This is a genomic window from Fusobacterium sp. SYSU M8D902 (assembly GCF_040199715.1).
In the GTDB taxonomy this organism is placed as follows: domain Bacteria; phylum Fusobacteriota; class Fusobacteriia; order Fusobacteriales; family Fusobacteriaceae; genus Fusobacterium_A.
The window spans coordinates 1-18,848 of the sequence record NZ_JBEFNA010000005.1; the positions used below are offsets into that span (position 1 = coordinate 1).

Below are 18,848 nucleotides of genomic sequence, written 5' to 3' on the forward strand. Positions count from 1 at the left end.
TTTAGGGTAAATTTACAATGGATTTTTTATTGAAATTTTATGCTGCAACTTCTTGGAATTCTATTATACACCAAACACTTTCATATGTTCTAAGTTTTCCATTAGTATATTCTATAAAAAGCTCTATGTCTTCTTGTGGAATATATAAAATACCCCCTTTTATATTAAACATTCCCTTTATTACTCTTAGTGCTTCTGTTACTGTTTTCGCTCTAAAAAATATCCAGAAGATATTCACTAAATTAATGGTTATAAACCAACCTACTAATTTATTCAATTTTCTTCCACTATTTTTCCATATTCTATGAATCAATATACATATTCCATGTAACATTCCCCAAATTATGAAATTCCAACCTGCTCCATGCCATATACCACTTGCCAAGAATACTATGAATAAATTCCTTAATGTTTTTAATTCTCCTTTTCTATTTCCTCCTAATGGAATATATAGATAGTTTGTCATAAATCTACCTAATGTCATATGCCACTTCTTCCAAAATTCCTGTATATTAGTTGATTTATATGGTGAATTAAAGTTTGCTGGTAACACTATATTAAACATCAAAGCAATCCCTATTGCCATATCACAATATCCACTAAAATCAAAATATAATTGTAATGTATATGATATTGATGTTAACCATGCTTCTATAAAATTTAATTTATCCATTATATCAAATCCTGCATTGGCAAAATTTGCTATTGTATCTGCTATTATTACTTTCTTTGCTAATCCTATAGAAAATACATATAATCCTCTATTCATATTTTCCCAGTTAATTTTTTTATTACTTTCAGCTTCAAATTGAGGTAACATCTCTGTTGGTAATACTATTGGTCCTGCTATTAGCTGTGGAAAAAATGTTACAAATAAACAATAATCTAAAAAATCATAAATTAAATGATATCTTTTATACATATCTACTACAAACGAAAGTTGCTGAAATGTAAAAAATGATATTCCTAATGGTAACATTATATGTAATAAATGAAAGTTGCTCTTAAATACTATGTTAATATTCTCTACAAAAAAATCATAATATTTAAAATACCCTAATATTCCTAAATTAAATACAACTCCAAATATTAATAATATCCTTCTTTGAACTATATCCACTTTATTGTTTGATAATCGTTTTCCTATAAAATAGTTTATTAAAATTGATATAGCTATAAGTATTAAATACATTCTATTAAAATATGAATAAAAATATAGTGAAGCTATTACTAACCAAGCTTTAGCACATTTATTTTTGTTATATCTATTTAATAAAAAGTATATTACCAAAGTAATTGGTAAAAATAAAAATATAAACTCATATGAATTAAATAACATTTTATATAAAATATAAGTTAAAACTTATATTATTTTCCTCCTTTAAAATTAATTATATTTCTATTTCCTATAATATCTTTTTTAAAATATTTCTAAATTCTTTATTCAATAAAAAAACTATAAATATGATAATTCCTGAAATACTAGAAATTTTAATAGCATAAATTATCCACTCTATCCATCCATTTATTTCAAAAATTATAAAAGATTTTATTATTAAATTTAATCCAAATAAAGATAAAATTAATAGGATTAAATAATTTCCATATACTTCAATATAGTCTTTCCAATCTTTATTAAAACATTTTATGAATACTAGTACTGGTCTTGCTATAGAAATTATCAAAATATTTGATATTATAGTTCCTACTATTACTCCATTTAATCCTATATAATAAAGTAAAACTATAGAAAAAACAAAATTTAATATAGCTTCTATTATTGGTAATTGAATGTCATCAAAAAATCCACTTCCATCTTTAAATACATCTGTCACTCCTCTAAAACATTGCACAAACAAATTTATAATAATTAAAATTGTCGTTTGCTTTGGTAATATATATTTATTTCCTATCCAAAGTTTGATAAAATCATCAATTAAAATATATGCACAAAAAGAAAACAGTATACTTATATTTAAAAAAATTATGTTCAAATTTCTCCAACAATTAAATATTTCTTCTTTATTATTTTCAGCTATAAATTTTCCAATTTTAGGTCTTAAAACACTTAAAATTATATTTATTAATGTTATTATCATTTGAACTATCATTTGATAACTTGCATATATTCCTACAACTTCAAGAGAAATAAATTTTGAAATAAGTATTAAGTCAGTATTAAAAACTATCAATCCTGCCAATTTATGCCAAAATAAATTTTTTAAATTTTTTGTTATAGATTTATCAGTTATTTTAGTTTTAAAAATATTAAAATAATACTTTTTATAATGAATTTTATAAAATATAAATTGGATTATATTATCTAAAATTAATAATAAAATAAAAATTAAAAATGACTCAAATTTAATTATAATTATTATTTGTAATATTTGGCAAAATATTCTACTTTCACCTTGTATTAATCTAACAAATTTAAATTTCTGATCTGCAGTAAATAGAACACTATATTTTGCAAAACTATAACTTAAGGCAGTGTTGATAACATATAAACTCCAGTACAAGTAAATATTTACATCTTTTAATTTATCTTTAATAAAAAAAGGAATAATAGGATTTAATAACAAACCTACTATTAAAATAAACAAAGATATTTTTTTATATAAGGAAGCAATAGTATTAATGATTACACTTATTTGATTATAATCTTTTTCTGCAAGTGGTTTATATAAAGCATAAGTAGAAGCAGATGATAAGCCTATTTCGGCTAAATTAAGATAAGCTAATAGCTGTGTAAATAATTTCATTAAACCTAAATTCTGTATTCCTAAATAAAGTGAAAAATATTTATTTACAAGAAATAATGATAAACTTATCCCTACTGTTATTATTAAATTTAATAATATTTCTTTAATAACTTTTATTCTTTTCAATATTCTTCCCCTTCTTTTGTTTATTTTTTATTACTTTATAAATTTTTTTCAATATAATATATATATATCCACATAAATAAGGATTCATAATTAAAAAATAATAAACAAAACATTCTTTTCTAGTATGTAATTTGGGTTTAAACCAATTTTTTTTTTCTTTTATTTCTTTTTCTAGGTATTTTTTTTTATTTTTAATAACATCGAAATTAATCATTGTGAATAAATTTACTATAGAATATATGTATCTAGAACGTCCTTCTGGTAAAAAAAATTTATCATAGATTATTGCTATTTGTCTATTTGCTTCTATACTTGTTAAAATTTTTTTATCAATTTTATGTGATAGTGAATTTTCATGTTGAACATAACCGTATAATTTTTCAGATGTATAAACTATTTTATTTGCTTGAGATAAATATTTACAACAAAATAATAAATCTTCACATATTGATATTCCATTGTCAAATCTTATTTCTTTGTTCATATTTAATAATTCTTTTTTTAATAATTTATTCCATAAAAATCCTTGATATCCATCAATTCTAAGAATATTTTTCATTGCTTCTAATTTATTCATTTTTCCAATTTTTACTCCTAAAATTGGTTGAAAAATATAATTAGATATTTCTATTTCATTTAATATTTCAAAATCACACATAACAATATCAGCATTCTCTCTTTCTGCTAATTCCACTAACCCCTTAGTCATTTGAAATTTTATAATATCATCACTATCAAGAAATTGTATATATTTCCCCTGAGAATATTTAATTCCGTCATTTCTTGCAGCACTAACACCTTCATTTTTTTTATGATAAACTTTGATCCTTGAATCTCTTTTGGCATAATTATCACATATAATACCACTGCTATCTTTAGATCCATCGTTAATTAATATTAATTCAAAATTTTTATAATTTTGAGTTAATATACTATCTAAACAAAATTTTAACCACTTTTCACTATTATAAATTGGTACTATAATAGATACTAATACCTCATTTTGCATATCTTTTTTCCCTCCTTTGTATTAAAGGAAATTTCATTTTTAATTTCTCACTTTTTTTATAATTAATACAACCATATATTATGTAAATAGGAATCCACCCAAAAATATTATACATACTTGAACCAGTTAAACAAGTCACCATATTAAAAGTCATAAAAATAAAAGAATATAATTTTCTTCCAGCTATAGAAATATTTGTGTTAATAATAATTATTAAACCAAATATTGTGGTTTCCAGTAAGAATTGAATTAAATCCATTTCTATTCCATGCCAAGTAATACTATTAGTTGATCCTAATCCGGCTGCTTTATATCCAGTATCTAATACTAAATTTAAAATCGTACTTCGACCTTGAGTAAAATGTTCTGGTATATCATTTACAATTGTAAAAAAGATATCACTATTTTCTGAAAGTAATAAATAAAACCATAAAATAGTAACAGTTATACACATAATTTTTCCAATCAGTATTATCATTTTATTTATTCTTTTATCTATATTTATAAATAAAGGTAATAAAAATAAAATAATGGAAAAAACTATTGCAGGTCTTTTAAATGTCAATAATACAAATATAAAAGATATTATTGAAATTATTTTATTTTTCCTATAATACATGAAAAAAGTACAACAATTTATAGAAGAAGCTGCAAAATAATGTGTTTCAAAAGGAGAAAATGAGTTAAAAAACGAAATACTTTTTATATTACTTATAGAAAGAATATTTACTCCTTTTTCTAAAATCCAACCTAATATTGAAACAAATAATAAATATATCATTAATTTATAAATTTCATCTAAATTAAAAATATTTAATATAACAAAAGAATATAAAATTGTAATCATAAATCGAAATGACAATTCAAATGTATATTTTATATTTCCACCATTAACTAATATTAATAATAGAGAAATTCCTAAAATACCTAAATTTGAAAAAATTATTAATTTTGCTTCTTTTAAATAACACAATCCTTTTTTATTTTTAATACTCATCAATCCAAAAATAGTTCCCACTATCAAAATAATATATTTTAAAATTTTTTGCAATTCCACATTTAAACCATGAGCTACATAGTATCCATCTATAAAAATTTGAAAAAAAAATATTATTACAAAAAAAATAATATTAACTTCTTTATATTTTATTTTCATAATTCTCCTAATTATTTTATTTAATTTTAACTTATAAGATTACGCATTATTTTATTAAATAAAAATCTAATATATAAAAAATATTATTCAATATTTAAATAAATATTTCTTGTATTTTTTCTTTTTTAAAAATAACTTTTAATTACTATTCATATTTTTTAATAAAAAAAATATTTTCTTATTCACTATTTTAAAATCAAATCTTTTTGATTCCAAAAAAGAATTTTTTACTAATATTTTATAATTATTTTTTGAAAAATTTATTGCTGATATTATACTTTCAGTTTCTCCATCTATTTTTAATGAATTTTTTTTAAATTTAACAATCTCTGAAATTCCTCCAACATCTGTTGTTATTATTGGCATACCATAACTCATTGCTTCTAAAATTGTCATTGGTTTCCCTTCTATAATAGAATTCATTATAAGAACATCATTATTCTTCATGTATTCTTTTACTTTCTCAGGAGAAACTGAGCTAAGTAAATTAATATGTCTTTCTGCATCATTTTCTCTAATTAAGTTTTCTAAATACTCTTTCTCTTCTCCATCACCTAATATTGTTAACTCTATTTTGTCTCTTATTGGTAATACCGCTTTTATGATTCCATCTATTCTTTTTACTTTTGAAAATCTTCCAACAAATAGCAACCGCAATGGATCATGGCAAGTATCTCTTATTGGTAATTCTTTTGGAATAACTATTGAATTATCAACTGAAATAACATTTTTATTATATTTTAAATATTTATTTAATGAAACTTTGTCTAACGTAAATATCAAGTCTGACTTTTTTAATAAAATTTCTATAAATTTATTAAAAAATATATTAACTAATTTATTGTTTCTATAAAATCTAAACCCTCTTAACATATTAAAAAAATCTCCATGTGAAAAAACAGCTATTTTTGAAAAAGGATGACATAATTTTATTTGAATAAAAGCTTCAGGTGTATGTAAATAATGAATTATTTTTTCTCCATTAGGAATATATTTTCTGAATTTAAATAATGCTTTTAAATATTCTAATCTCATTGATTTTTTAATATTATTTAAATTAACTTCTCTATATAGTATTGGCAAAAAATCAAACTCTTTTTCTCCAATATTTATTATTTGTATTTTTCCAACCTTACACTCATCTGTTGTTATTCCAACTAAAAGAATTTTTTTACATTCTTCGGGATGCTCTTCTGTAATATAAAGTAAAAAATTTCTTATACTTGTTAATTGACCTCCTATTGGAAAATCTTTAAAATTTGATGTATCATATATTATTAAACTATACATTTTTTAATCCCCTACTATCCTATTTTTTAACAAATAATAAATAAACTTTGTATTTGTAATTACATATCTTTTTAATAGTCTTCTAGGTTCTTGAAGTAATCTATATAACCACTCTAAGCTCATATTTTTCATCCATTGTGGTGCTTCTGGTATAGTTTCAGCAAGAATACTAAAAGCACCACCTACACCCACCATTATCCCATTTATTTTCCCTCTATTTCTATAACAAAATAATTCTTGACGTGGAGCACCTAAAGCTATCCATATAAAATCTGCTTTTGTAGCATTAATTCTATTTGCTAATTCATTTTCTTCTTGTTCATTCATATCTCTAAAAACTGATGGTTCTTTTCCTACGATTTTAATCCAAGGATATTTTTCTTTTATTTTTTTTATCAAAGTATCTAAATTTTCTTGTGTTGACCCATAAAAGAAGTGAGTTATTTCTCTCTCTTTTGATTTTTTAAAAACTTCTCTCATAAAATCAGGTCCAGTTACTCTATCCATTTCTGGATATCTTCTTTTTCCAATTATCGAAAGTGGTTTTCCATCAGGAAGAGATAATAATGATTCAAATTGAACTTTATAATAATCTATATTATCGTGTGCTATAACTGTAGTATGTACATTAGATACACAAATATAATTTCCATGAGATAATTTCCAATTATCAAATAAAAATTCTATACATTTATCCATATTTACAACAGAAATAGGGACTCCTATTATATTCACTCTTTTGGGATAATTTTTAAATAATTTTTGCTTTATCATAAATATCACACAATCTTTCATAATTTTTTTTAATATTTAATTTTTTATCAAAATATAATTTTGCGTTTTCTGAATAATATTTATTATTTTTTACAATTTCATTTAAAGAATTATAAAAAGAATTATAATCATTTATTTTATAGATCAATCCTCCTTTTGATTCTTCAACTATTGTTTTAGGAGTTCCCAATTTAGTGCAAATAACTGGAGTTCCTAATGAAAAACTTTCAGGTATTCCCATTCCAAACGTTTCATACCATTCACTTGTTATTAAAACAGCACTACTTTTTAATATATCTTGAAATATAACTTTTTGTTCTTTAAAACCGTAATAAATAATATTATCATTATCTTTTACTATTCTTTCTATATATTTTTTATAAGTCCCAGTTCCATATATATGTAGTACATAATCTTTTGGTACTTTTTGCCACATTTCTACCAATGATAAAATTCCTTTATTTTTTTCTAATCGACCATAAAATATAAAAACTTTATTTTTCATACACTCTTTTACTGAGATATCAAACTCTTTTACAAAGTTTGGCTTTATAAATATATTCTTTCCAAAAATATTTAAAAAATATTTGAATTTTTGTTTGTTAAATTCAGTTAAAAATATATAATTAATTTTTCTATAAGTTCCTAATAATTTATGGATAGTTAACATTAACACTACTATAAATGTTTGAATTCTTGAGTTTCTATAACATTTATATTTTAATGCAGGTATAAAAGATTTATTTTTTATACACTCTTCACAAATTTTTCCATTTCTATAAAGAATAGCACAAGGACATAAAAATCTAAAATTATGAATAGTTTGCACTACTGGAATTCTCTCATTTATTGCTGCATAATAAACAGAAGGTGAAATTAAAGGAAAAGTATTATGACAGTGAAGAATATCTATCTTATTTTTTTTTATAATTTTTTTTATTTCATAATAAGTTTTAAAAGACCATATTGTAGTAAAAGGAAGTAATAATAATTTTAATTTTGAAGTTCTTAATTCATTGTTATTACGAGTGTATTCAATTACTTCATGTCCATTTTCACGAAGCATTTCTACTTCATTTTTATAAACTGTATGTTCTCCTCCACCAATTTGATAAAAGTTATGAACCATCAATATCTTTTTTTTATTCATAATTATTTCTCCAAACCATCTTATTCACTATTCCCGTATAAGATTGTATTATTTTTACTACTTTAGTTGATACATCCTCTATATAATAAGGCACAGGTATTCCAAAATCACTATTTTCATTCATTGCTACTGCAAGTTCCACTGCTTGTTCCACTTCATTATTTGATATTCCTGCTAATACAAAACATCCTTTATCTAACGCTTCTGGTCTTTCTGTACTTGTTCTTATACAAATAGCAGGAAATGATTTATTTATAGAAGTAAAGAATGATGATTCTTCAGGAAGTGTTCCACTATCTGATATAACTGCAAATGCATTCATCTGTAAATTATTATAATCATGGAAACCTAATGGTTCATGTAATTTTACTCTTTCATCAAGTTTAAACTTTCTTGCTTCTAAAAATTTCTTACTTCTTGGATGGCAAGAATAAAGTATTGGCATATTATATTTTTCTGCTAAATTATTTATTGAAGTAAAAAGAGATATAAAATTAGTTTCTGTATCAATATTTTCTTCTCTATGAGCACTTAATAAAATATATCCTTTTTCATTAAGATTTAATTTATTTAAAATATTAGAATTTTCTATCTCTTTTAAGTTTGCTCTTAATACTTCTGCCATTGGTGAACCTGTTACATAAGTTCTTTCTTTAGCTACTCCAGATGCATTAAGATATCTTCTTGCATGTTCTGAATAACACATATTGACATCTGAAATAATATCTACTATTCTTCTGTTAGTTTCTTCGGGTAAACATTCATCAAAACATCTATTTCCTGCTTCCATATGAAATATTGGAATATGTAATCTTTTAGCTGCTATTGCTGAAAGACATGAGTTTGTATCTCCTAAAATAAGAAGAGCATCTGGTTTTACTTTTACCATTAATTCATAAGATTTCGCTATTATATTTCCAATTGTTTCCCCTAAATCTTTTCCAACAGCATTAAGATAATAATTTGGTTCTCTTAATTTCAAGTTTTCAAAAAATACTTGATTTAAGTTATAATCATAATTTTGTCCTGTATGAACTAATATTTGATCAAAATATTTATCACATTTTTTTATAACTTCTGATAATCTAATTATTTCAGGTCTTGTTCCTACTATTGTCATCAATTTTAATTTATTCATTTTTCTATACCTCTTCAAAATAAGTATCTGGTCTTTCTGGATTAAAACATTCATTACACCACATAACAGTTACTAGATTCTCTATATTACTTGTATTTATGATATTATGAGTATATCCTGGTATCATATCTACAACTGTCATTTCTTTACCACTCACTTTATATTCAATTACTTCATCTGTTCCTATTTTGCGTAATTGAATTATTCCTTCTCCTGCTACAACTAAAAATTTTTCATTTTTAGTATTATGCCAATGTTGCCCCTTTGTTATTCCAGGTTTACTTATATTTACACTTACTTGTCCTCTATCTAAACTTTTTATTATTTCAGTAAAACTTCCTCTATTATCTTCATTCATTTTTAAAGAATAACTAAAATCTTTGGGATTCAAGTATGAAAGATAAGTTGAATAAAGTTTTTTACTAAAACTTCCTTCTAACATATTAGGAATAAATAAAGTTTTTCTACTTTCTTTAAAACTATATAAAAGATCTGCTATTTCACCTAAAGTAATATGATGGATCTCTGGAATATAACAATATCCTTTTTCATCTCTTGTCTCATTTCCATTTACTGCCCTTAGAAGTTCTTCTAATAAATCATCAATATAGACTAAATCAAGTTCTGTATTTCTATCATTTACTTGAATAGGTAAATCATTCGCAATATTATTACAAAAAGTTGCAATTACAGAATTATAGTTAGGTCTGCACCATTTTCCAAAAAGATTCGGAAAACGGTAAATTAAAACTTTTGCACCTGTTTCTTTTGCATAATTTTTAAAAAGTTTTTCTCCTGCAAGTTTACTTCTTCCATACTCACTTCCTTCATATCTTCCCTCAAGTGATGCTTGAATAGATGATGAAAGCATAATAGGACAATTATTTTTATTTTTTTTAAGTAAATTTAAAAGTTTTTCTCCAAAATTAAAATTTCCTTTCATAAATTCAGAGTTATTTTTTGGTCTATTTACTCCTGCAAGATTAAAAATAAAATTAGCTTTTTTACAATATTCTTCTAATTCTACTTCACTATTTTTTATATCATATTCAAGTATTTCTAGATCATTTGGAAGTTTATGAACTTTATCTTTTCCATCTCTGATATTCTTTAAATTTTCAATTAAATTTTTACCTATAAAACCATTAGCTCCTGTCACTAAGATACTATAACTCATACTATTCAAAAATTCCTTTCAAAGCATTTTGAACATAATCTGTTGTTAAAATCTTTTTAACAACTCCAGCTACATCAAGTCTATTTGTATTATGACTTGTGTATGATTCTTCACTTTGAGTTTTAACTTCTCCAGCTATAATAAACTTATCATAATTTAAATTTCTACTGTCTGCAACAACTCTATAATAATTACCCATATCTTCTGCTCTCAATCTTTCTTCACTTGTCATAAGAGTTTCATATAACTTTTCTCCATGACGTGTTCCTATTATACTTGTCCCTGTATCTCCAAAAAGTTTTTGTACCGCTTTAGCAAGATCTTCTATGGTAGATGCATCTGCTTTTTGTATAAATAAATCCCCTGGATTAGCATGTTCAAAAGCAAACTGAACAAGTTCAACAGCTTCATCAAGATTCATTAAAAATCTTGTCATATTAGGATCTGTAATTGTAATTGGCTTTCCAGACTTTATTTGATTTATAAATAATGGAATTACACTTCCTCTTGAACACATAACATTCCCATATCTTGTACAGCAAATTATTGTTTTACTACGCTTTGCTGCAACCCTAGCATTAGCATAAATAACATGTTCCATCATAGCTTTTGATATTCCCATTGCATTAATAGGATATGCCGCTTTATCTGTTGAAAGGCAAACAACTTTTTTTACACCAGCTTCAATAGCAGCCCGAAGGACATTATCTGTACCCTCAATATTAGTTCTAACTGCTTCCATAGGAAAAAATTCACATGATGGAACTTGTTTTAAAGCTGCAGCATGAAATATATAATCTACCCCATCTACTGCTTCCTTAACAGAATTTAGCTCTCTTACATCACCAATATAAAATTGTACTTTATTTGCATATTTTGGATATTTAGATTGAAGTTCGTGCCTCATATCATCTTGTTTTTTTTCATCTCTAGAAAAAATACGAATTTCGTTTATATCTGTTGTTAAAAAATGTTTAAGAACTGTTTTACCAAAAGAACCAGTTCCTCCTGTGATCATTAAAGTTGCTCCAGAAAATGATGACATTAATAATACCTCCAATATTTAAAATTATTTTTTCTCTTAACCTAAAATTCTAATAAGCTCCTCTTTTATAAATAACATCTTTTAAAGTTTTAATTATTATAACTATATCTAACCATAAAGACCAATTTCTATAATAATATTCATCAAGTTTTAACCTTTCCTCAAAATCTGTATTGCTTCTACCATGTGTTTGCCACATTCCTGTTATTCCTGGCTTTGTTTTTATTATTTTTTCATAATATTTTCCCATATCTTTTTTTTCTCTTGGAAGATATGGTCTTGGGCCAACAAATGACATCTCACCTTTAAATACATTTATAAATTGTGGAAATTCATCTAAAGATGTTCTCCGCAAAAACTCTCCTATTTTAGTTATTCTTGGATCATTTTTCAATTTTTTATTTTTTTCATATTCTTTCTTTATTTTTTCATCTTTTTCCATCATTTCTTCTAAAATCCTATCTGCCCCCGTAACCATACTTCTATATTTATAAATCTTTATCTTTTTTTCATTTTGTCCTATTCTTATTTGTGTAAAAAATAATCCCTTTTTTCTCTCTTCTTTATCTGTTTTTATCCAAACTAAAACTGTAAGAGGTATTAATGACATGATTCCTACAAATGAAATAAATATATCTATTAATCTTTTTATGAAATATTTTATTTTAACTAAATTTATTTTAGCTGAAATCAGCATAATTCCATCATAATCTTCTACTTTAGAATTAATAGTATATAATCCATTTAATTCTGGTATAAATTTTATTTTATTTACTTTTCTATCGAGATTATTTATGATTTCAAGCATTTGAATATTATTTATGAAAGGTATTGCAATTATAATTTCATTTATATTTTTTTTATATATAATTTCTTCTATTTGATCATAATCTCCTAAAATTTTTTCTTTCTCAACAATAATTTCTTGATTTATTCCACTAATACTATTTACAGAAATATATCCCAATAAATTATACATAGTAAAATCATTTTCTTTTATAACTTTTGTTAAATTTTTTGCTGTGTCACCTATTCCTATTATCAATAATCTTTTTTCTAGAATTTTTCTATAAATTTTTCTTATAAACTTTATTATAAAAAGATTAAAAAATGTAAAAGTTAAACCTACTATTATATGTACTACTACATATTTTCCTTTCCAAAAAGCTATATCATTTATTAACATTACTAATAAGAATTCTATATGAACTTGTAACTGTTTTCTTAATTCTTCCCAAATTAATATAGTTTTAAAAGAGTACATATTCTTTGTAAAATTAAGAATTAAATATATGAAAAATGTATTATACATTATTCTATCTGGAACATCATAAAATTTATTCACTATAAAATAAAAAATAAATTGGAAAATTATCATTAATATTTTAATACTTTGTCTTTTCAATAAACTCACCCTAAAAACTTTTTTTATTTTTTCTTCATTGATCTAATTTTTTAATTTTAATATTGCTTTATTGACATATTCAGGTAATATAAAACAAAGTATATTAAAATAAAAATGAAAAATATTTCCCTCCATAAAGCCTAAAATTAATAATATTGAAAATATTCTTACTCCTTTATAGTCTTTATTTTTAAATAATGTTATCATTATTAAATAGCTTAATAATAAAAGTAATAATAAACCTATTATTCCATTTTCAAATAGAACTCTTAGATAACTATTATCTAGTGGCCAAGAAGAATACTGTTCTAATATCTGCATATCTCCAAATACAGTAATTTTATATGTTATCAAATACTTATAAAATAAAAATAATCTTCCACTTAACAACCTATTAATAATATTTTCTGTATTTAATATAATAGGTAACACCAAGCTTAATAAAATAATCATAATTCCTTCCATTAAAAATAGCTTTCTTAATTTTTCTATAGTCTTATCCTTAAAAAAAATTAATCCTATAAATAAAATAATTAATATAAAAGTTGTTCTTGAAAATGTAAAGAAAAATATCACTAAACTATTTACTAATATAAAAAATATTATACTATTTTTATATTTTGGATAGTATAAATAATATATTGTAAAAAAAATAGGTAATAAAAACATCATAGCTGTATTAGGATGTGCAAATCCTAAACTATACCTCATTCTACCAATTCTTATAAGTGGATTTTCTACTTCAACTAAATATCCTATCTTATATAAAATTATTGTTAGTACATAAAAAAAAGTATTTATTTGTAAGAAATATCTTATTCTTATTCTCTTATCTATAAAAATAGAAATTCCTAAAATAAAAAAGCTCAAATATAGACTTCTTAAACCGAAAATTAAACCGAAAATTAATATAAAGTATTTTACTAATTCTTTAAAATTAATTTTTATTTTATCTTTTACTGAATTTAAAAATAATACTATTGTTATCATTAAAACTAATGTATTTACTTTTTTTAAATCAACTCCATAAATATTAGATGTATAATTATGAAATATTAATATTAAAATAGTTATAAAATAAAATATATCTTTTTCTTTTAATATATTTTTTATCCTACTTATCATTTTTTATTTTTTATCCCTCCCCTAATTTTTTTTATAATAAAAAATAAATTTAATCTTCTAATTAGGTATATCAAATTTTTATAATATAACGCAATAATCCATTCTTTAAATCTTAAATATTCCATTTTTTTTATTTCATTTAAATAAATATTACTGTATTTTTTATAATTATTATCTGATATTACTTTATTATTTACCATTCTCACAAATAATCCTCTCATAACATGTATAGTTAATAGTTTATAAAATATTTCTAACAATACTTTTTTATTAGGATATTTTTGAGAAAAAGAATTTAAAAATCTAAACATTTCATTAAAGCTTATTATAAGACCACTTTTTTTTTCTAAATCAAATATTGAATTATTTCCATGAATTTGATAATGATAATAATCTTTATTAATATATTTAACTTCAGTGGTGAAGCTTAAACTTTTAAAACAAAAAACTAAGTCCTCACCTTGATGAGTATTAACTGGAAAATAAATATTATTTTTTAAAATTAATTCTTTTTTAAAAATTTTATTACATGGAGAAGCGATTAAAATATCATACAAAAAAAAATCTGAAAATTTTTTTATTCTCTTAGGTGAAACACTGTATTGATTCTTTTCTATTAAATTATGGTATAAGATTCCACACATCATTATATCTAATTTTTCAAGATAAGCTTGATTATATAAGACTTCATACATACTTTTTTCTACATAATCATCACTATCCAAAAAAGCTATATACTCTCCTTTTGCCATTTTTATACCCAAATTTCTAGTATCACTACATCCTGTATTTTTTTTATTTATATATTTAATATTTTTATATTTCTTTGAATACTCTAAACATATTTCATCTGATTTATCCATAGATCCATCATTTAATAAAATAATTTCTACCTCTTTCAAAGATTGATTTAAAACACTATCAAGACATTTTGTTAAAAATTTACTTGTATTATAAACGGGAATTATTATACTTACCTTTATGTTATTCATATCTTTCCTCTAAATATTTTCTTATCCTTACAGAACTCTTTCCATCTCCATATGGATTATTTGATTTTGACATTTGATAATATAAGTTTCCTTCCAAAAGTTTCATATATTTCATAATATTTTTATATTTTGTTCCTATTAGCTTTGCTGTTCCCGCTTTAATTGCTTCTGGTCTTTCTGTAGTATCTCTTAATACTAATGTTGGCTTTCCTAAAGAAGGAGCTTCTTCTTGTATTCCACCAGAATCGGTCATTATATAATAGGCTCCGTCCATTATTGCTATAAATTCTAAATATTGCAATGGTTCAAGTAAAATTTTTTTATCAAAATCATCCAATACTTTATGAATTACTTTTCTTACTAATGGGTTTAAATGCATTGGAAATACTAAATATAAATCTTTATTTTTTTTTAAATAATCTTTTACTGCAGTAAGTGATTCTTCCATTGGTATACCCCAATTTTCTCTTCTATGCATTGTAATAAGGATATATTTTTTATTTGAAACATTGTATTTTTCTCTTATTTTTTGTAAATCAACACTTTTATTTTCTTTTATCCAATATAATGCATCTATCACTGTATTTCCACTCTTTATTATTTTTTCTTCTGAATAATTTTCTTTTAAAAGATTAACCATATTTAATTTAGTAGGTGCGAAATGAATATCTGCAAGATTACTAATTAATTTTCTATTTGCTTCCTCAGGAAAAGGTGAGTATATATTTCCTGTTCTAAGACCAGCTTCTATATGACCTATAGGAATTTGATTATAAAACCCTGCAAGTGCTCCTACAAAAGCTGAAGTAGTATCACCTTGAACTAAAATATAATCAAATTTTTCCTTCTTTATTATTACATCAAGTTTCATTAAGAGTTTCCCAGTTAATTCTGATAATAACTGTCCTTCTTTCATAATCTTTAAATCATAATCTGGTACTATTTCAAATAAATTTAAAACCTGATAAAGCATTTCTTTATGTTGTCCAGTAACAATAACCTTAACATCTATTTTATTATTTTTTAATTCATGATAAACAGGAGCCACCTTAATTGCTTCTGGTCTTGTCCCAAATATTAATCCAACTTTCATTTACACTTTCTCCTAATTAAATATTATTTATAAAGTTTAATAACTCTTTTTCATTGTCTTCCCAATATAATTTTTTATTTCTTTTATATATTTTTATATTTTCTTTTAACATTAAAATTTTACCCGTATCTAAGTCTCTTATCTTAGACTTTATTTCTTCAATATTATATGGATCTACTATTATTCCTATCTTATTTTTTTTGACTAAATCACCTAATAAAGTATTTTTAGAAAAAAAACAAGGTTTTTCAAATAAAACACTTTCATAAAATTTATTAGATATAGCAAACTTGACATTATAGTCTTTATTCGGATATACAGCCCATACAAAATCCGTATTTAAGTATAATTTTTTTATTTCTTTATATTCATACTTACCAATCATATAAATATTCTTCAATTCATTACTCTCAATAAAATTTTGAAACTTATTATTTTCAGCTCCTTTACCAATTAAATATACTTCTATATTTTCTATTTCTTGAATTGCTAACAATAAATTTTTCATTGTCTCAAAATATCTCAACCCACCTATAAAAGATATTCTTAATTTTTCTCTTTTTTCAATCTTATAACTTTTATTATTTACTTCTTTTAATGGTAAATTTTCTAATAATAACTTTGCCCCTTTATATTTATTGTATAAAGGAATAAAAAATCGTGATGCATAAATTATTCCAGATACTTTTTTCAACATCAATTTTTCAACCATTAACAAAATATTTAATACTAAACTATTAGTTGAAGTCGGCAAATCTAAATTCTCGTATATTATTTTACCTTTAAAATTACTTAAAATTGTTAATAATAACATATCCCATTGTGATGAAATTATTATTTCTGGATTATAATTCACTATTACTTTCTTTATATAATTAAAATAATTTCTCATTCCATATAATTTTTTTATTTTATTTCCATAACCTTCATTACTTGAATAGATATAATCATCTTTTTCTTCAAAATTTATATTTTCTCTATTCCATGCACAAACTCTGACTATATGTATTTTTTTTAAAGTATCTACCATTCTTTTATTTCTCGTATTAATTGGATATGTTCCATCTATCAGCAATATTTTTTTCATATTTTCTCCACTATCTTTTTTATATTAATATAAAGTTAAAAAATTTATTTCCAATATTTCATTACTATTTTTTTATTTTTTTTAAGACCATAATATATATAATTCCCTAAATAAAAAAACGTATCTACCATACTCAAATTTATTATTTTTCTAAATATAAAATACATATATAACAAATTTTTTAATTTATTTCTTGAAACAGACCCTTTTCTTATCCTGTATGTAGCTAAAATATCTTGATTCGCATATGCAATATTTTCTTTTAACAACTCTAACCACATAACATAATCTTCGTGCATTTTTAAGTTCTCATTAAATCTTAGTTGCTTAAATTCCTCAGTTTTATACAAAACAGTTAAACAAGACATGTAATTAGTTTTTAAAAGTTCTTTATAATTTACCCTCTTAGGAACTATATATTCCCCTAAAACTTCTGTCAAATCTTCATTTTTCTTTTGATAACTAGCATAAACTACATTACACTTTTTCTCTTTTATTAGTTTCAACTGTCTTTCTAAAAAATTATCTTTCCATAAGTCATCACTATCTATAAAAGTTATGTATTCTCCTGTTGCTATATTTAATCCTTTATTTCTAGTCTTTGCTGCCTTTAAATTTTGTAAATTCTGTATAATTTTTATTCTTGTATCACTTTTAGATAAATTTAAAATTTTTTTATAACTATTATCACTAGAGTTATCATCTATTATAATCCATTCCCATTTTGTATAAGTTTGGTTTTTTATGCTGTTATATGTTTCTAAAATATACTTTTCTGAATTATACATTGGTGTTATTATACTTACTAATTCTTTCTGAATTTTTTTCATTTAGTATTCTATTCCTATCTTTTCTTCTATTTCTTTCTTCTTACTAAGTAAATCTTTATCTTTTATAATATCTTTATCTTCAATTTTTTTTATTATTTTAAAAAAAGTTACAAATATAAGATAAATATCATAAAAAATATTCTTCCTTTCTATATAATAAAGATTTAGTTCTATTTTATAAGGCATTATTTGTTCAATATAAAATTTTTCAGGATCTTTTACCTGATTCATTAAATATTCTTCATTTGAAAAAATTATGCTAGCTGGTGAAGTTATACCACTTCTTACACTAAATATCTTTTTATCTCTTTCTGAATAATAACATAATCTTCTTGGTAATTCTGGTCTTGGACCTATAAAACTCATATCTCCTAATAAAATATTAAATAATTGTGGCAATTCATCTAATTTGGTTTTTCTTATTATTCTTCCTACTGAGGTAATTACATTACTATTTCCTCTTACTTGAATCCCTTTTGCATCTTTATCAAAATCTATTTTCATACTCCTAAATTTATAAATTGTAAATTCTTTCATATCTATAGTAACTCTTCTTTGTTTAAATAATATTGACCCTTTTGATGTTAATTTTATAGCGATTGATATTATCAACATCACTGGAAGAAATAAAATTATTCCAATAAAAGAGACTACTATATCAATGGATCTTTTTAAAAACATACTAC

Annotated in this window: 17 protein-coding genes; all 17 read right to left on the reverse strand. The window is 22.9% G+C overall.

The features are described 5' to 3' along the window. Positions 1-37 precede the first annotated feature (37 nt). The 17 genes from ABNK64_RS03635 to ABNK64_RS03715 all read right to left on the reverse strand — a co-directional run bounded on the left by ABNK64_RS03635 (position 38) and on the right by ABNK64_RS03715 (position 18,843). Positions 38-1,291: an MBOAT family O-acyltransferase gene (locus ABNK64_RS03635; RefSeq protein ID WP_349763498.1), complete on the reverse strand. Its 1,254-nt coding sequence runs from the start codon at positions 1,289-1,291 to the stop codon at positions 38-40. Positions 1,292-1,406: 115 nt separating this feature from the next. Continuing rightward, on the reverse strand, positions 1,407-2,891 hold the full coding sequence (locus ABNK64_RS03640) for a lipopolysaccharide biosynthesis protein (protein ID WP_349763499.1): 1,485 nt from the start codon (positions 2,889-2,891) through the stop codon (positions 1,407-1,409). Then, positions 2,869-3,900: a glycosyltransferase gene (locus ABNK64_RS03645; RefSeq protein WP_349763500.1), complete on the reverse strand. Its 1,032-nt coding sequence runs from the start codon at positions 3,898-3,900 to the stop codon at positions 2,869-2,871. Before ABNK64_RS03645 ends, ABNK64_RS03640 begins: the two co-directional genes overlap by 23 nt. After that, positions 3,890-4,951, reverse strand: coding sequence for a hypothetical protein (locus ABNK64_RS03650; RefSeq protein ID WP_349763501.1), 1,062 nt, complete (start codon positions 4,949-4,951; stop codon positions 3,890-3,892). The genes ABNK64_RS03645 and ABNK64_RS03650 overlap by 11 nt, the downstream gene beginning before the upstream one ends. A 243-nt stretch (positions 4,952-5,194) precedes the next feature. Next, positions 5,195-6,346, reverse strand: coding sequence for a glycosyltransferase family 4 protein (locus ABNK64_RS03655; RefSeq protein WP_349763502.1), 1,152 nt, complete (start codon positions 6,344-6,346; stop codon positions 5,195-5,197). A 3-nt stretch (positions 6,347-6,349) separates the two neighbouring features. After that, the gene (locus ABNK64_RS03660; protein WP_349763503.1) at positions 6,350-7,120 is read right to left on the reverse strand and encodes a WecB/TagA/CpsF family glycosyltransferase; all 771 of its coding nucleotides are present in this window, start codon (positions 7,118-7,120) and stop codon (positions 6,350-6,352) included. Continuing rightward, positions 7,098-8,270: a glycosyltransferase family 4 protein gene (locus ABNK64_RS03665; RefSeq protein ID WP_349763504.1), complete on the reverse strand. Its 1,173-nt coding sequence runs from the start codon at positions 8,268-8,270 to the stop codon at positions 7,098-7,100. Before ABNK64_RS03665 ends, ABNK64_RS03660 begins: the two co-directional genes overlap by 23 nt. Beyond that, positions 8,263-9,408 carry a non-hydrolyzing UDP-N-acetylglucosamine 2-epimerase gene (gene wecB / locus ABNK64_RS03670; protein ID WP_349763505.1) on the reverse strand — a complete coding sequence of 382 codons (1,146 nt, stop codon included), beginning with the start codon at positions 9,406-9,408 and terminating at the stop codon, positions 8,263-8,265. Before wecB (ABNK64_RS03670) ends, ABNK64_RS03665 begins: the two co-directional genes overlap by 8 nt. 4 nt (positions 9,409-9,412) lie before the next feature. Then, on the reverse strand, positions 9,413-10,585 hold the full coding sequence (locus ABNK64_RS03675; protein WP_349763506.1) for a polysaccharide biosynthesis C-terminal domain-containing protein: 1,173 nt from the start codon (positions 10,583-10,585) through the stop codon (positions 9,413-9,415). Between the two features lies 1 nt (position 10,586). Beyond that, positions 10,587-11,630 carry a polysaccharide biosynthesis protein gene (locus ABNK64_RS03680; RefSeq protein WP_349763507.1) on the reverse strand — a complete coding sequence of 348 codons (1,044 nt, stop codon included), beginning with the start codon at positions 11,628-11,630 and terminating at the stop codon, positions 10,587-10,589. A 49-nt stretch (positions 11,631-11,679) separates the two neighbouring features. Further along, positions 11,680-13,035 (reverse strand): exopolysaccharide biosynthesis polyprenyl glycosylphosphotransferase, encoded by a 1,356-nt coding sequence (locus ABNK64_RS03685; RefSeq protein ID WP_349763508.1) that lies wholly within the window; start codon positions 13,033-13,035, stop codon positions 11,680-11,682. 42 nt (positions 13,036-13,077) lie between these two features. Then, the gene (locus ABNK64_RS03690; RefSeq protein ID WP_349763509.1) at positions 13,078-14,160 is read right to left on the reverse strand and encodes a hypothetical protein; all 1,083 of its coding nucleotides are present in this window, start codon (positions 14,158-14,160) and stop codon (positions 13,078-13,080) included. Next, on the reverse strand, positions 14,157-15,152 hold the full coding sequence (locus ABNK64_RS03695) for a glycosyltransferase (protein WP_349763510.1): 996 nt from the start codon (positions 15,150-15,152) through the stop codon (positions 14,157-14,159). The genes ABNK64_RS03690 and ABNK64_RS03695 overlap by 4 nt, the downstream gene beginning before the upstream one ends. Continuing rightward, positions 15,145-16,245: a non-hydrolyzing UDP-N-acetylglucosamine 2-epimerase gene (gene wecB / locus ABNK64_RS03700; protein WP_349763511.1), complete on the reverse strand. Its 1,101-nt coding sequence runs from the start codon at positions 16,243-16,245 to the stop codon at positions 15,145-15,147. The genes ABNK64_RS03695 and wecB (ABNK64_RS03700) overlap by 8 nt, the downstream gene beginning before the upstream one ends. A 16-nt stretch (positions 16,246-16,261) precedes the next feature. After that, positions 16,262-17,332, reverse strand: coding sequence for a glycosyltransferase (locus tag ABNK64_RS03705; RefSeq protein WP_349763512.1), 1,071 nt, complete (start codon positions 17,330-17,332; stop codon positions 16,262-16,264). Between the two features lie 44 nt (positions 17,333-17,376). Then, on the reverse strand, positions 17,377-18,162 hold the full coding sequence (locus ABNK64_RS03710) for a glycosyltransferase family 2 protein (RefSeq protein WP_349763513.1): 786 nt from the start codon (positions 18,160-18,162) through the stop codon (positions 17,377-17,379). Further along, positions 18,163-18,843, reverse strand: a complete 681-nt coding sequence (locus tag ABNK64_RS03715) for a sugar transferase (RefSeq protein ID WP_349763514.1) — start codon at positions 18,841-18,843, stop codon at positions 18,163-18,165. Positions 18,844-18,848: the final 5 nt, after the last annotated feature.